Source organism: Paenibacillus sp. FSL H3-0302, from assembly GCF_037982245.1.
In the GTDB taxonomy this organism is placed as follows: Bacteria; Bacillota; Bacilli; order Paenibacillales; family Paenibacillaceae; genus Paenibacillus_AQ; species Paenibacillus_AQ odorifer.
In genome coordinates this window covers 3405994-3421841 of sequence record NZ_CP150284.1, presented here as the reverse complement: position 1 = coordinate 3421841, position 15848 = coordinate 3405994, and the positions used below count along the sequence as shown (strand labels likewise).

Annotated in this window: 16 protein-coding genes; 1 reads left to right on the top strand and 15 read right to left on the bottom strand. The window is 46.8% G+C overall.

Translation table 11 applies throughout. From position 1 onward, the window contains the following. Positions 1 to 42 precede the first annotated feature (42 nt). The 7 genes from MHH50_RS15235 to MHH50_RS15205 all read right to left on the bottom strand — a co-directional run bounded on the left by MHH50_RS15235 (position 43) and on the right by MHH50_RS15205 (position 5736). A complete protein-coding gene (locus MHH50_RS15235) occupies positions 43 to 1059 on the bottom strand; it encodes an LLM class flavin-dependent oxidoreductase (RefSeq protein ID WP_340034565.1) in 1017 nt (338 codons plus the stop codon). Positions 1060 to 1070: 11 nt separating this feature from the next. Next, positions 1071 to 1823: an amino acid ABC transporter ATP-binding protein gene (locus tag MHH50_RS15230; protein ID WP_076125552.1), complete on the bottom strand. Its 753-nt coding sequence runs from the start codon at positions 1821 to 1823 to the stop codon at positions 1071 to 1073. Next, positions 1820 to 2530, bottom strand: a complete 711-nt coding sequence (locus tag MHH50_RS15225) for an amino acid ABC transporter permease (protein WP_076125553.1) — start codon at positions 2528 to 2530, stop codon at positions 1820 to 1822. The genes MHH50_RS15230 and MHH50_RS15225 overlap by 4 nt, the downstream gene beginning before the upstream one ends. Next, entirely contained in the window at positions 2527 to 3312 is a 786-nt protein-coding gene (locus MHH50_RS15220; RefSeq protein WP_076125555.1) for an amino acid ABC transporter permease, read from the bottom strand. Before MHH50_RS15220 ends, MHH50_RS15225 begins: the two co-directional genes overlap by 4 nt. A gap of 33 nt (positions 3313 to 3345) precedes the next feature. Further along, positions 3346 to 4203: a transporter substrate-binding domain-containing protein gene (locus MHH50_RS15215; protein WP_076125557.1), complete on the bottom strand. Its 858-nt coding sequence runs from the start codon at positions 4201 to 4203 to the stop codon at positions 3346 to 3348. Positions 4204 to 4216: 13 nt separating this feature from the next. Continuing rightward, positions 4217 to 4723, bottom strand: a complete 507-nt coding sequence (locus MHH50_RS15210; protein WP_076133225.1) for a GNAT family N-acetyltransferase — start codon at positions 4721 to 4723, stop codon at positions 4217 to 4219. Between the two features lie 119 nt (positions 4724 to 4842). Continuing rightward, positions 4843 to 5736 (bottom strand): LysR family transcriptional regulator, encoded by an 894-nt coding sequence (locus MHH50_RS15205; RefSeq protein ID WP_076278492.1) that lies wholly within the window; start codon positions 5734 to 5736, stop codon positions 4843 to 4845. Between the two features lie 294 nt (positions 5737 to 6030). Here MHH50_RS15205 and MHH50_RS15200 point away from each other — a divergent pair, with 294 nt between their 5' ends. Then, positions 6031 to 6570, top strand: a complete 540-nt coding sequence (locus MHH50_RS15200) for a GNAT family N-acetyltransferase (RefSeq protein ID WP_076302088.1) — start codon at positions 6031 to 6033, stop codon at positions 6568 to 6570. Between the two features lie 139 nt (positions 6571 to 6709). On the opposite strand, the gene MHH50_RS15195 is transcribed toward MHH50_RS15200, so the two are convergent. The 8 genes from MHH50_RS15195 to MHH50_RS15160 form a co-directional block, all read right to left on the bottom strand. Further along, positions 6710 to 8611, bottom strand: coding sequence for a hypothetical protein (locus tag MHH50_RS15195; protein ID WP_340034564.1), 1902 nt, complete (start codon positions 8609 to 8611; stop codon positions 6710 to 6712). Positions 8612 to 8824: 213 nt separating this feature from the next. Continuing rightward, entirely contained in the window at positions 8825 to 9841 is a 1017-nt protein-coding gene (locus tag MHH50_RS15190) for a sugar kinase (protein ID WP_076302086.1), read from the bottom strand. Then, positions 9834 to 10589, bottom strand: a complete 756-nt coding sequence (locus MHH50_RS15185) for a KDGP aldolase family protein (protein WP_340034562.1) — start codon at positions 10587 to 10589, stop codon at positions 9834 to 9836. Before MHH50_RS15185 ends, MHH50_RS15190 begins: the two co-directional genes overlap by 8 nt. After that, positions 10582 to 11694 (bottom strand): DgaE family pyridoxal phosphate-dependent ammonia lyase, encoded by a 1113-nt coding sequence (locus MHH50_RS15180; protein ID WP_340034561.1) that lies wholly within the window; start codon positions 11692 to 11694, stop codon positions 10582 to 10584. The genes MHH50_RS15185 and MHH50_RS15180 overlap by 8 nt, the downstream gene beginning before the upstream one ends. Next, positions 11648 to 12781, bottom strand: a complete 1134-nt coding sequence (locus MHH50_RS15175) for an amidohydrolase/deacetylase family metallohydrolase (RefSeq protein ID WP_340034560.1) — start codon at positions 12779 to 12781, stop codon at positions 11648 to 11650. Before MHH50_RS15175 ends, MHH50_RS15180 begins: the two co-directional genes overlap by 47 nt. Before the next feature lie 144 nt (positions 12782 to 12925). Next, positions 12926 to 13819, bottom strand: coding sequence for a sugar phosphate isomerase/epimerase family protein (locus MHH50_RS15170; protein ID WP_036677301.1), 894 nt, complete (start codon positions 13817 to 13819; stop codon positions 12926 to 12928). A gap of 24 nt (positions 13820 to 13843) precedes the next feature. Next, complete coding sequence (locus MHH50_RS15165; protein ID WP_340034559.1) at positions 13844 to 14701, bottom strand: sugar phosphate isomerase/epimerase family protein; 858 nt, start codon at positions 14699 to 14701, stop codon at positions 13844 to 13846. Continuing rightward, on the bottom strand, positions 14698 to 15756 hold the full coding sequence (locus MHH50_RS15160) for a Gfo/Idh/MocA family oxidoreductase (protein ID WP_076125574.1): 1059 nt from the start codon (positions 15754 to 15756) through the stop codon (positions 14698 to 14700). The genes MHH50_RS15165 and MHH50_RS15160 overlap by 4 nt, the downstream gene beginning before the upstream one ends. Positions 15757 to 15848: the final 92 nt, after the last annotated feature.

Sequence of the window (15848 nt, the reverse complement as noted above, 5' to 3'; positions counted from 1 at the left end):
CTCCTTTACACGATTTCCTGTGTGATACCGAGCCCGCCCGCTTTATGCCTCTGCAGCCACTTCAGCGATTGCTTCGCTCAGTAGCTTAAAGGATCGGAGCCGTTTGTCAAAGGGCTGTACATTCGTCGTTATGATGAACTCCTCGACACCGGATGCCTCTGAAAGTTCCAACAACTGTTCACGGACAGATGATTTTGTTCCCTTGGTAATCTCCGGTTCCAGCTCTTCAATCGTGTAGGCCTCATTGCTCTGGCGGGCAAATTCCTCCGCCTGTTCCAAGGTCCCTACTGTCAGCTTCTTCCCGCTCGCCAGTTGAATCCGGATCAGCTTATGCGCACCTGCCAGTTCTTTCGCTCCCTCCTCAGTCTCAGCCACCACTAACGCTAAAGCGATAATCGCTTGCGGTTGTCTGCCCTGTGAAGAAGCGAAACCGCTGCGGTAAGCACGAATGGCATCCAGCGCTACCGCCTTATCGCTGTTAATAAACAGGGAGAATACGTACGGTAACCCCAGTTCAGCGGCAATTTCCGCGCTGCTTACACTCGCGCCAAGGACATACAACTCAGGAGGAATACCAGGAAGGGGACCTGCCTTCAACCCTGCCAGCGGATGGTTTTCTTCGAGGCGGTTATGTACATACTTTTCCAGCTCGATGATTTTGTCCGTCAGGTCTGGGGTTTCAGCTTTTCCCTGCTGTAGTGCCTGTGTGCTACGTGGGAGTCCACCGGGAGCACGTCCCACACCGAGATCCACTCGTCCAGGAGCCAGTGTAGACAGCACATTGAAGTTCTCCGCTACCTTATATGGGCTGTAATGCTGGAGCATGATGCCACCGGAGCCAATGCGGATTCGCTCTGTTTTAGCCAGAAGATGTGAGATAAGTACTTCCGGGGAAGAACCGGCTACCTGCTCGGAGTCATGATGCTCCGAAACCCAGAACCGGTGGAATCCAAGCTCTTCGGACAATTGTGCCAGCTTGATCGTATGCTGGAATGCTTCCTCCGGCGTTTCTCCCGGATAGATCGGACTTTGATCAAGTACGCTGATTGTAATAACCATTGTTTTTCCTCCTATATGGAATAGTTAAATTCAGGTGTGATCCGCTTCAGGAACTGCTTCGTTCTTTCTTCGCGCGGATGGTTAAACAGCTCTGCCGGAGTCCCTTCTTCAACAATGACGCCTCCGTCCATAAAAACCACATGATTCGCCACATCGCGAGCAAAGCCCATTTCATGAGTCACCACAATCATTGTGATGCCTTCCTTGGCAATTTTACGGATGACGGCCAGCACCTCACCCACTAACTCTGGGTCCAACGCCGATGTGGGTTCGTCGAACAATATAACCTCCGGCTCGAGCGCCAAGGCACGGGCAATGCCAACCCGCTGCTGCTGGCCTCCGGACAGCTGACTTGGATAGGCGTCCAGCTTGCTGCCAAGACCAACCTTTTCAAGCAGGGCAATACTCCGATTTTTCGCTTCGTCCTTCGGAAGCTTTTTGACAATCAGCAGTCCCTCCATCACGTTCTCCAGCGCGGTTTTATGGCGGAATAAATTGTACTGCTGGAACACCATTGCCGTTTTTTGCCGGAGCAGATGAATCTCCTTTTTGCGGGGATGTTTGCAGTTCACTTTGAAATCGCCGATGGCGATCTCTCCGCTGCTTGGCTTCTCCAGATAATTCACACAGCGTAAAAGTGTCGTTTTGCCTGAGCCGCTGGGACCGAGAATGACGACAACTTCACCCTTCGTCACCGTTAAATCTATATTGTTGAGCACCTGATTCCGACCGAATGACTTCGAAATTTGCGCAAGCTTGATCATGCTACTCCACCTCGATTGTACAGATTAATTCTTTTTTCAATCAGCGACGTCACGCGTTCGATCAGGAACGTAAGTCCCCAGAAAATCAGTGCTGCCGCCAGATAAGCCTCAAAAAACTTCCAGTTCGTTGAAGCTACAATTTGCGCCTTAGCATTGATATCCACCACCGAAACGGTAAAAGCAAGGGTAGATCCATGCAGCATACCAATTACCGAATTTGACAGATTAGGTAGACTCGCCGCCAGCGCCTGAGGAAAAACAATCCGCCGCAGTGCCTGGGGCGTGGTCATTCCGATAGAATGGGCCGCTTCCAGCTGACCGCGATCCACAGCAAGCAGACCGGAACGGACGACCTCGGACATATAGGCTCCCGCTGTAATCGAGAATGAAATATAGGCAAAACCGATCATCGGAATGGCTACCGACCTGAAGCTCCAGCCGAACTGCACTGCCAGACCATCGATTAACACGGGAAGCCCAAAATAGATAAGCAAAAGATGCGTCAGCATCGGTGTCCCGCGGATGAACGTAACATAACCGACAGCCAGCGGATACAGCAGCGGAATTCTGTATATCCGGATCAACGCTACAGCCACACCAATCACAAATCCAATGAGTACTGAGACAGCAGTAATAGATAAGGTCACAGGAATTGCACTTAAAATTTGCACCAGAGCAGTCCAGATAAAAGATGGGTCCAGCTTCATAATCCGCTACCTCCTTTACCCGGTCCAAGTTCAGCAATGATGCGGCGGTAGGACCAGCTTTTGTTGATTTTGAACGATTTTTTCTCCGGTGTATTCCGTTTCTCATGCCGCAGCAGCCGGCGTTCTGCTATAAGCAGCAGTTTCTCGATTGTAAAGCTGATGACCAGATAGATTAGCGCAAGCGCGATATACGTTTCAATAAAATGCTGAGTTAAGCTGCCTAGCGTCTGTGCTTTACCTGACATTTCCATCACCCCAAGAGTAAAGGCCAATGACGTATCTTTCAGTAGAGCAATCACCAGATTGGAGAATACCGGAACTGCGATTCCGAGCGCCTGCGGCAGCACGATTCGCGTAAAGGCTTGAAACCCCGTCATCCCTGTAGCATAAGCAGCCTCTACCTGCCCCTTATCCACCGCCATTACAGAAGCCCGGATCATTTCGGACATGTATGCCCCCGTATGCAGCCCGTAAGTAAGAATCACAAAAACAAGCACCGGAGTCCGGGTCATATCGACATGAACCAGCTTCATAATTTCGGGCAGACCATAATAAAACAAGAAGAGCTGGATAAGAATCGGAGTTCCCCGAAAAAAAGAAATATAGATTTCGGAGATGGTTTTTAACACAGGCACTTTATAAAGTCTTGGCAGAGCTACGAGAAAGCCGACAAGAATTCCTGTCAGTAGAGAACAGGCGACAATCAGAAGCGTGGTGCTTAAAGTCCCTAGTAACTTAGGCAAAAACGAAAATACAAAGCTGATATCAAACTGTGCGCCCATATATTCCCCCCCTTCCCGTGCTCACCGGCTCAATCATTTCACCGAATCCGCTGTAACATCCGCACCCAACCATTCCGTACTAAGCTTGCCTAGTGTGCCGTCTGTCTTCAACTCTTTAATCGCACTGTCAATCGCATCTGACAGCTTTTGTGAATCGGCATCATCCTTACGGAAAACATAGAGAATGTCCGCGGAGGATAGCTCGTCGCCCGTAGCTTTTAGCTGACTCTGCGGATCAATGATCGGCAGGACAAAATCTGCAGCCAGCGTAGCGTCCACACGCCCAGTACTAATCTGTGCGACGGTATCATTCGCTGCACCATTCTGATACACGATATCAATCGCATTGTCATTCTCTTTATTGTAGTTCTCGAGTATTTGTGCTTGTGCACTCGTTGCACCTACAAGCACCTTTTTCCCTTTGAGATCATCAAGCGATTGGATTGAATTATTATCCTTTGCCACTACAATGCGGTTTCTCCAGTGGGCATAGGCTTCTTTGTTAAAAGAGTATTTCAGCTCCCGTTCCGGATTTTTCTCCATGACATGGGCGACCAAATCGATTTTTTTGGTTTCCAGGCTCAGCAGCAGATTGCTGAAATCCATGGTTTGAAATTCGAATTCATATTCTGGCAGCTGCTTATCGATTTCTTTGAGCAGTTCCACATCAAATCCGGTGAGTTTACCATTCTCATCTATGAAGCAGACTTTCGGAAAAGCAGTACCCGTGCCCACAATGATCTTAGTTACCTTTGCCGAATCCTTTGCCGGTGCCGCAGCTTCTGCTGCATTTCCATTCTGATTGCTGCTAGCGCTGTTACTGTTGTTTCCGCAGCCAGCAATCGCCAGTGTCAATACCGATGCAAATACTAGTGAAATGGACTTTTTCATTGTTTTATCCCCTTTAAATGAACTGTGGTTTGTCTGTAAGTGTTTTTTTCATCAGATACATAATGCCGTCACCGTTCTGCTGATCCAGTTCTAAAAAACGTTCGTACCCCCGGCGTTCATACATTTGAACCAACCACGGATGTTTCTTCGCCGTTGCCAGCGTGACTGCAGCCGAACCTAACTGACCAGCAATAATGTTCTCTTCCACCCAATCCAAAAGTTTTCCACCATAACCTCTGTTACTATAATCTGGATGGGCAGCAAACCATTTGATAAAAGGCAATGGGCTAATCTTCTTAATCTCTTCTTCCTTTGAAAGGGTTATGGTCGCAACTATCGTTCCGTCAACTTCAAGCACATAACACTCATTCGTAGCTATATTGTCTTCAATAAGCGCCAAGTCGGCTGTGGCCGCCGGCCAATGCAGCCCGAGTTCACGAATCAGCTGATAGGCACGATATGTAACATCTAGCAATTGCTCCGCATCCTTCAGTTCTGCCAGCCTGTATACCTCACTCATCACATGCCCTCCAGCCTTTCGAAAAGTAACTTTATAATCCCTATCGAAATAGTCGTGATTATATGCAATTAACTTTATCACTGCATGTGTCCATGCGCTAATAGAGTTTTTTAATACATCTATACAATTAGTCGATCTCCCACTTTTCCAATCCCGAGTTCAAGCAGGGTTTCGATGAATTCTGCGTTCTCTCCATTTAGCGAAATCAGGCTGGTTCGCAAGGAGATACCTTCCGTCTCCGCAATATCCACCCGGATCAGTGACCCAACCGCCACTTCCTCCTGCACACTGAGGGCGGGAAGGAAACAGATGCCTGCTTTTTTCAATACCAGCTTTTTGGCTGTCTCCAGGTTATCTACCTGATATTCAATCTTCGGTGGTTGTTCCATACTCTCAAATACACGATGCAGCCGCATCCAATCCAAAGATCCGCATTCAAAAAAAACCAACGTTTCCTGGCGGATATCCTCCAGTGAAGCCCGCTGTGCTTTAGCAAAGCGGTGTCCCTCATGTACATACAGTGAGATGGGGTCCTCGCAGAAAGGAAAGGTTTGAATTGCCGGATTAACGACCTTACGGATAAAAGCCAAATCAAGCTCCTTCGATTTTAACTTTTCAGTCAATACTTCCGTAGAAGCTGTCATCAGCTTGATTGTGATATGAGGATATCTGCGCTTTAAATGAAGCATCAGATGGGGCATTAAATAATTGGAAACCGAGACCGTACTGCCGATTCTCAGTTCATTTGGAATGTGCCCCTTAGCCTGAACCTGATATTTTCCGTTCTGATAAATCTGGAGAATCTGCTGGGCATAGGGTAGAAACTGTTTACCTTTATCCGTCAGGTTAATCTGCTTCCCCAACCGATCAAACACTTTGCAATCCAGTTCCCTTTCTAGCGATTGGATCCGGGCCGTTACTGTCGGCTGTGAGATATATAGGACTTCGGCCGCCTTATTGAAGCTTCCATAATGATTGATGTAGACAAAGGCCTCAATATTTTCAATGTTCATCCCTAATCCCCCTATGCTTTTATTAATTTTACTATTCCGATGAAAAAACAATGAATTATAGCGATGCTTACCTATAGATTTTGTTTATATCTTAGTCATCGCCCTATTTTTTGTCAACTATTAATTCCGTGTAAATCAATCGGATTTTGAATCAAACATTATGTTTATTTCATATAGAACTTTTCTATTCCTATATCAGAATTATAAAAACCCTCTTATTCAACTGGGAATTATCATATATAATAATTTCATTCGAATGAACATAACATTTGTCTGAAAGGGGATAGCAAAAACATGTCACAAAAGATCATTATCCGTGAAGCTGAGAATAAAGATTGTAATGCTATCGCCGAAGTGCTGTTAGATGCATACCATCAATATTCGAAGATCATGCCTGAGCCGTTGTGGCTGGAGTATCGGAAATCGCTTCTTGATTCCGTTCATGGTGATACCCCGCTCGTACGGATCATCGCAGAAATCGACAAGAAAATCGTTGGTAGCGCACTCTTGTTCAGCTCCTCGGAAACGGCTTACGGGAAACCGGAGCTAGGGATTCACTCCCCTATCCTACGTCTGCTAGCCGTATCTCCATCCGCTCGTGGTCTTGGCGTTGCAACCCTTCTGATTCGCGATGCTGCACGGAGATCACTACAGTTGGGTGCCACCACCTTGAACCTACACACCTCGGAAATGATGTCTTCAGCCATCAAACTGTACCAGCGCTTAGGCTTTAATCGTGCATATGAGACCGATCTTATGAACGGTGACACTCTAGTACAAGGCTTCCGGCTAGACCTGCTGTCCTCCGTCCGTTCTACAGCGGGACAAATATAGAATTCGAGAATTCTTAAATATTTGTCTTTTAAATATAAAAAGAAGCCTCGGAAAGCTTCCCCAATGATCTTGTGTGATCGTTACGGTAAACTCCCGAGGCTTCTTTATTTTTCTTTTTTATAAGTGATTTCTTTAAAACTCACAGTGATCTCCCCCGTATTATCGGCATCGCCCATTCGAAGATCTGTAGTAACGGTAGCACGGGAAGGGATGGATGAAAAGCTTGCCCCTTCTGCTTCTTTTTTACATCATAGAGATAATAAGAAACATCCTTAACATTAAGCCCTACATTATCCTTGTGTATAAGTTCTACAGTATAGGATTTTATCACGGCTACATTAGCGTCCATCCACCCCACAACTTCAATAGCTGTATCTTCATGGTTGCCTTCAGTCTTAATGGAGCCGATGGAAAGACCATCCTGATTATAAAAATTAATTTTTTGTGCAGCTATTTTCAGATAATCGATATCGATGTCAAGAATTCGGTTTTCGTTGACTTCTGCTGTATCCATCCAGGCAATCGTGCCCGCCGGGTTCCACTTTATTTTCTCAGAAGGTACATATTGCTCTTGTGGTAACGGAACAGTACGAAGAGAAACTCCTTTATTATCGTAAAAGGTTAATTCGCCGCTCTCATCATCATGTACAAATCTTTTAAAAGTTGGTGAGAGGAACAGGGATGGCGCCCCGGTCGTCGAATGTGGGATTACGCGATATTTCAGAAGATGAACATCGTCCTTTCCTGTTTTCAGATCAAAGATCCATACATTGCCGAGATAACTCTGCATAAACAATTTTTGCTCATCAGCTTTCCATTGAAATTTATAAATGTAATCATAATCATCAGAAAGCGGCCAGAAGTTTTCCCGAAGTCGTTCAATCTTTCCTGTAAGAACATTATATGAGGACAAATGATATTGCCCAGCTTTTTTCGTCACATCCGATTCCAGAAATAATAGATGATCCTCATCCAGCGGGATTAGCATATTATAGTTGCTCATAAAAGCATTATTCCAGCGATTATTGGAATCGTTGAGCTCGTCGCTCCATTTCACCTTTACCTCATCCGAAGCAGGATCATGGGCTAACAAAGCGTTGACAGCATTATGGTCGCCATAGAAAAGATGAATGGTATGATAAGCTATCCCTTGCAGTTCAACTACTGCTCCACCGTTTAACAGATAGTTATTTTCGGATAGGCCAATCGGTTTGGCCACCAGATCTCCAATAGAGTTCCGTTCTGTATTAAACTCCAAACCATTAAATTTTGCTTCCGAGAACAGAATCTTCTTTAACTCGGCAGTTGATTCCTTAGTAAGTGTGTAGCCTGTATCCGTTTTGTTCACATTCATTAACATGCCTTGCTCGCTTGTCTCGTTAATCCATAAATGAAAGGCATATTTATTATTATCTGAGATTAGAACGATATCGTAGTTAGGCGTTGCGGTATTTAAATTCCCTGGTATTTGTTCAGCGGTACGGATGGCTCGGACGAAAATATCTATGGTTTCATGATCTGTATATTCATCCTTTATGTTAGCATTCACTGAACCATGTGCTAGAGCGTTTGCTAATGTGATTCGCTTGATGGTCTCATCTATCTTTAGATTATCGGATTCTACATGCTGATCATTTGATTGAAATAAGGTAAGCAAAGCAGTCTTATCCGTTTCAGATAACTTGTAATGCCCATTTACTCCTGATTTGGTGAAAAGACCATTATTATTGCCCATAATCCAGAATGAGAACTTTTCATTTTCTTTATTCTTCAATTCAACAATAGCCTCATAATCAGGTGCTGCAATATCAAGCTTCGCGTTGTCATACTCAGCAGTATGTATAGCTTTATTGAAACGTTCTATTAGCTTTTGGTCCGTTATGGTTATTAATCCGCCGCTATCATTATGGATTGTAATGGAGTCCACAGAACTCAGATCGATTAGCGTTTGATTCCCTTTATCTTTATTCCCTGTATTGGTACATCCAACAAAGATTATTGAAATAACTGCTAAAAGGGCTAGTAGATTTAACTTTTTCATATAGGCTCTCCCTTCTTATTCTCTCTTCTTTGACGCCGGATAGAGGATAAAGTTGCAAAAAATGAGATTTTACACCTATTTAAAAAGATCTAATTAAGCCAAATATAGCCTGTAACCATTGGATCTGATTCTTGGCCTGAACAAAAGTACAGTGTTTGCAGCGATAAAAAAAGCCACCGCACAGGCCTGTTCTCCTGTAAGGCAGCTTCTTCTTTATCTCAATATATCTCTTACAGCACCCGTCAATACACCAATAACTTCTTGCTCGGAGGCCAGCGGAGAATCTCCTTCTACTGTGTGGGCTAGCATACCGGCCGTGGCCGCAAAGGCTACAGTATGCTGAGGATCAAAACCTTCCAGCTCACCATGAATTATACCACTGGCATATGCATCTCCAGCCCCGACTCTATCAAGCACCGGAAAGGTTAAGGTCTCGGAATAAGCGAAGCAACCGGCTTTGAAGATATAACCGCGCAACGAGTGGTGGTTATCATCATGGATGGACCGATGCGTTCCTGCTACCGTACTTAGACTGTAGCGTGAAGCTACTGTGGGAATCAGCTCCTGAAGTTGTTCTTCTCTTGAAGTTCCTTCGGGCTTCATACCAAGGATTAGCATTGCGTCTTTTTCATTCATCAGCACGATGTCGGCCAAATGCAGCATGTCTTCGTAATGGGAGCGCGCCAGCTCATAGCCTCTCTCCCCCCAGAGCGATGGGCGGTAATTGCAGTCAAAAACGACTAGACCACCGTGTTGCTTAACCGTTTTTGCATAAGTTTTCATCGCTTTTCGCACATCATCGTTCATTGCCAGTGTTATCCCGCAGAAATGAACAGCATCCGCGAGGTCTGCCAGCTCTGCGAATGGATAAGTACCCGGAGGAGCAGTATTGAAGCTGCTCTCCGGGCGACCGGAATAAGTCACTCGGGAGGGGCGAGCCCCGAATCCGTTTTCAAGAAAGTACATCCCTATACTTGAGCCCCCGCGTTGGATATGCTCCGGCTGGATGCCCAGTCGCCGAAGATAGGCTGTTGCTGCGTCACCAATAGGATTCGCAGGCAGTCTGGACACCAAAGTCCCCCGATGTCCGTATCGGGACAATGCGGACAGTACATTGACTCCGGTGCCGGAGAACGAATACTTCAGCAGGTTACCCTGAGATAACAGTTCAAAGCCCGGTACCTGTAGCCGCATCATTATTTCACCAAAAGCGGCGATATGTTTAGGCATATTGATCCGCCAGCTTTTTCATTGTCCGATACAGCTGTTGTATGTCCGCCACTCTCGTTCTTCCGCTCTGCGGATCGATGATCGATGTATAGACATGGGGAATCACCTGCGGCACTCCCGCTTCCAATATAATAGACAAGATCTCTTCAAAGTTGTCCAGATCGATACCGCCGGTCGGCTCCAGCGCAAACCCCTCTTCCGCACAGGCTTTGGCCACTGCGATTAGCTCCGCTTTACGGCTCAGCCCCTGCATCGGAAAATACTTTAAAGCATTTCCGCCCATATCCCGAACCAATGCAATGGCCGCATTTACGGGAATTACAGCGGGTACAGATTGTGCCGCACTGGCCGGGCCGGTGGAGATATTCACAAAACCAGGTTGTCCCGTTGGTGCGATCATACTGTTAATCCAACTTTCTTTCGCTCCAAGGTTGGCACGGGTCGCACCAACTGCTGGGAATACCTGATTAATGTGGCTGCCAGCATAGGATTTGACAATCTCTGCAACAACAGCAGCTTGCCGATTATCACCCGCACCTAGTCCTATTGATACCGCACCGTCAATTTCCCGCCCATATGCCTCCATCGCCTGCACAGCTTCTTCTACCGTTGCATAGTCTTTGGACAATACACCGACCAGTACATAACCTTCGGCAGCAGCAAATACCTCTTTGGCATTTTCTATATCCTTAGCCAATACGTTTAAGGCCACCCGACCTTTATAGAACCGCTTGTTAATTTCAGACATTGCTTGCCCCTCCTGTCAATTCCCTTATCCTCGCTGTAATCATTTCTATGTCATCACCCATTAGCGGACGCGGGTCAATATCAAAATAACCTTGCCTTACCCCATAGTCTCTAGTGTAAATAGCCACTTCACCTTGTTGAAGCTGCTGGGATAGCTCAAGTGCTGTTATTGCGCACTGATTCGGGTCCACATGGATGCGTCCACGGTAAATCGCCCGGCCTGCTTCATCCTGCACGATAGTTACCCGAATTCCGGGAAGCCCGTCGAGCGGCATCAGCAATTGGAGCGTAGCTTTTTCCTTTTCGCTTGTATCCTGTTTGTGAGCATACTCATCCAACGCTTGCATCAGGCCGAAGGATGTTTCCTTACCAACCTTCATGCTGCGGCCAATGCCGTGAAGCTGCACTTTCAGCCATTCAATATAAAGACGTTTTCCCGCCACAAGTCCGGATGTTGGACCTTCTATGGCTTTGGAGCCACTATAAATGACCAGATCGGATATTTGCACGTATTTCTGCAGATCCTCTTCCGCTGCAGCATCTACAATAAGCGGGACGTTATGAGTTTGGGCCACAGCCCAAGCTTCCTCTACAGAGATCATATTCTTCTGAACGGCATGATGAGATTTGACATACAAGATAGCCGCAGTCTGCTCCGAGATCGCAGCAGCCAAATGCTCCGCCCGTCCTTCATTGGCATAACCTGCTTCCACTACTTTACCGCCGCCGAGATAAACCATGGTTTCCACTGGTGCACCGTATTGTACGTTATGACCTTTTAGCATCACAATTTCATTTCTAACAATGCTATCCTGATGGAGCCGTAGACTTGTACGAATATTACCGCGGGTTACCAGCGCCGCCACGGATAAAGCAATTCCACTGGAAGCCGAGTTCACGATCACCGCTGCTTCAGAACCTGTATGACGTGCAACGTAATCTCCCGCTTTATCCACCAAATCGGCGATTTCCACATAACTCTGTCCGCCTTGACGCATAGCTTCCATCACCGTATCGGTCGGTGCCGATACCCCGAGGATGCTCATCCGGCCGCTTGCATTAATAACTCTTTTCAGGCCGTATTTCGCATTCCATGTATTTGTCACCTAAGATCACTCCTATTGCTTGAATGGTTTGCTGTGCTACCCGGCGTTCCCCCTCAGAATCTACCAGTTCAATCTTCTTATCCGTCACACGAAAAAGGGTCAGATTCGCCTTGTTATTGATCCGAATCTCCCCAAGTTCCGGGCGTCCCAGCCACTGGGCTGCTCTGCTTGTCACCCGTGCAATTGTATCTTCAAGGGAATATCCCAGTGCAAGGAATTTGTTCAACAGATTCGCCATGGAGTAGACGGGACCATTGATACGGTTGCCTCTGTATATGTCTGTGCTGATCGTATCCGGATCAATACCGTTTTGTTTGGCCGCCTCGGCCACAGCGAACGAGAAGCTAGCCGTACCATGTCCCACATCCAAGTGAACTCCACGCTCAATAGCATCTCTCAGCACTTGGAGCGGTCGATTCTCCTTATCGAACAAATTGTTGCTTTTACCATTTAGATAATGGGTTATCACGTCGTTGCGTTGAAGTAGCGGTAAAACCTCACGGATATCCGGCGGTGCGGAGCCTATATGTACCATCAGTGGCAGCCCGGTCTTTTCCGAAAGCTCCAGTGCATGTTGAAGCGGTTGAATGCCATTGTCACCCACTACGCTTTTGCTGATTCTGGCCTTCAAGCCTACGATAAATTCAGGATAAGCAACTACCGCCTGAAGCACCTTTTCATGATCAATCCACTCTAGTTGGGACAACTCGTCAATTCGCATCAGGCCAATCTTTGAAATGTTAAGAAAAGCAAGCAGTTGCGTTGCTGACTTTTTCCCCGCCTCTGCCAGCTCACCAATACGCTCCGCTCCGCAGCTACCTGCGTCCACGAGGGTAGTCACGCCACATTTGATTCCGATTTCATCGATCTCGTCTCCATACGGATTCAATTCTGCAAACGCATGTACATGCAAGTCGATCCAGCCGCTAGAGACATACGCCCCATTGGCTTCCACGACCTTGAAACCATGGTCTTCGGCGGTGCCTCCGGGAACAATCTGGACTACGTTGCCATCAGCTATGACAATGTCCACTTCCGCTCCATTCAGGACTTTCGCCCGGCGGAGGAGCAAACGTTCTGCTGTCATCGTCACACCTTCTTTCCAAATTCAGAACATTACCGTCCTAGGTCTTTCCCGCACAATCTATAACACAAACAGTCCCAATGGATGTAGGATCTTTTTTCACAGGGACTGTTTGAATGAACTATTTATTCTTTATCACTACCGTGTTCAGACCCGAAAACCCTTTAAAAAATTCACAGCCTGGCGGATATCTTCCTCCGGATTAGTGCCAACTTCCCGTTCTATGGTCAGGAATCCTGTATAACCGATGTCGTTCAATGCTTGCAGATAGTTGTTCCAATCAACAGAACCCGCTCCGAGCGGAACTTCACGGAATGCCGAGCCGGTCTCGGCCATTTCAGCGATTTTCTCATGGTCTAATGCTGGTGCTTCATAACCATATTGACCGTAAACATCGCGTGGATCGATATCGGCAAGCTTGAGACCATCTTTAGCATGGGTGTGTACAATGTAGTCTTTTAGAGTATGAACACCTTGCACCGGATCATCACCAGTCACCATGACCATATTGGCCGGATCAAAATTAACGGAAACCCCTCTGGAACCCAGACCGTCGAGGAACGTCTTCAGACGTGCAGCGGGTTCTGGCCCAGTCTCAATCGCAAAATAAGAATTCATCTCATGTGCATATCTGCTAAGTTCCTCACAGGCAATGTGCATGGTTTCATAGATTTTACTGGCAGGGTTAGAAGGAACAATACCGATATGTGTAGTTACGATATCTGTACCTAGCTCCTTGGCCAGCTCCATAATGCGCTTGGACTTTTCAATTTTGGCACGGTTCTGGGCAGGGTCCTGAAAGCCATGTCCGCCTAAATCTCCAACGAGGGCAGAGATTTCTAAACCCAGCGATGCAATGTAATCCTTCCATTCACGGCGTGCTGACTGTGAGAGAGTAGCGGGATCAAATTCGCCTTGTACCGCATAAATCTGAACTCCATCTGCCCCAGCTTCTTTTGCCTTGCGCAATCCCTCTTTCACTCCAACCTGAAAGCTGTCTACGATAACACCGATTTTATTAGTGATAATTGGTTTAACCATGGCATAATCCTCCAGTATAATGAATTAGATTTGGTTCCAAACCCGCTTGATGTATTCCAGCCCCAGTCTTGTTCCCTTACGGCACTCTTCCATTCCCTCAAATTCTACAGAGATATATCCATCGTAACCGCTTTCCTTAACGATTCGAATTACACTCGGCATATCGATGTCTCCTTGACCAACGATGGCACCTCTCAACCAGTTCCCACCGGAGGATTGGAACCAACCTTCGCCAGGCTGGCGGTCTTGCGGACGAATATAGAAATCTTTGAAATGCACCATTGAAGCAAGCTTGATGTTGTTAGGTACAGCTATTAGCGGGTTCTCATCTGCGCACAGGAAGTTCCCAATGTCGAGTGTTGTACGGAAGTTGTCTCTACCCACCGCATGAACCAGCGCCTGTACACGATCGCTGTGCTGAATAAAGTATCCATGATTCTCCACACTGGTCGTAATGCCTAAACCTGCGGCATAATCGGCAATTTCTCGGCAGGCTTCAGCCAAACGTGGAAGCTCTTCCAAAAAATGCGTGATGGATAGATCGTTTGAGGAGGCTACATCATGCCGCATCCGCTGAATGCCTAATGCCGCGCACACGTCTACTTCCCGCTTTACCCGCTCGACTTCCCGCTGCATTTCCGCTGTCTCCAGCCCGGCAAAGTTCGCCCCGATAGCATAATTGGATAAATCTAGTCCACGACCCGCTGCTGTTCGTACAATCTGATCTATTAGCTCAGGATTTTCAACCAAATTGATACCCAAAGGTACAATCTCCGCATGTTCTGCGCCCAGATCGGCGATCGTCTCAATGACTCCTTCAAGCGTGAGCTCACCCGTTGAAAAAGCCGAATGCAAACTGTAAGTGCTGATTCCTAACTTCATAGTTTCACCTCTTCACCTTTGGCTGCGGATTCATAGATCGCGCCGAGTATCTTCATGATTGTAACGCCGTCTTGCACAGGACTAATTGGTGTAGAGCCGGTACTGATGTTGCTCGCAAAATGATTAATTTCATTCTGGAATGCACTGTTGAACTCAAACCCCTTATTATCGGTCTGCGGATAGGTATTGACGATCGTATCCGCCTGTTCTTTAACAATGACTATCTCAGGATCAATTTCAAAACCACCCTTGTCACCATACAGGCGTACCGAACGCTCGTCTTCTTTGGCATGCAGTGTAAAGCTGACATCGACCATTAGCGAAGCTCCATTCTCAAAGCGAATCAGTGCATTCGCTAAATCTTCCACCGTATTGTTCGCTGCGTCGTAATCGGCGGCTTTATAGAATGAGAGATTCTTAATATTAGAACGATTGCCGAGCTTCCGGTAGGTATTAGCACTTACCGATACTGGATTCGGACGGCCCATCAAATACCAGCATAGATCAATCACATGGACACCAATATCGATCAGCGGTCCGCCGCCGGAGCGTTCAATATCACTGAACCAGCCGCCGGGATTGCCTAGTCTCCGGAACGTCGTTGCTTTTGCATAATAAATTTCGCCGAATTCTCCTTGTTCCACCAACGTCTGAAGGAGCTGGGCATTGGAGTCATAACGTCGTACAAAGCCTACTTGCAAAATCTTGCCGCTCTTTTCCACAGCTTGCTGGACCTGAAGCGCTTCTTCAACCGTACGGCAAAGCGGCTTTTCCACAAGCACATGCTTGCCTGCCTCAAGCGCCGCGATGCTGATCTCGGCATGAGAGTTGTTCCATGTGCAGATGCTTACTGCATCTATTTCGGAATTGGCCAGTAATTCACGGTAATCCGTGTATACTTTCTCGACGTTATATTCTGTAGCCACTTCGCGTGCACGTTCTTCATTCAGATCACATACCGCATATATGGTTGTCTGCGGATTATTCCGATAAGCACTTAAGTGCATGCCGGAGATAGAGCCCGTACCTATTACGCCAATTTTGATCTTATCCATTAACACTCGCTCCTTTATTTTGCATAGGTTATGATTCGTATTATAATGATTTCAACCCTAAACACCATGCAGAGCCTTGCGGTTTCATTTGT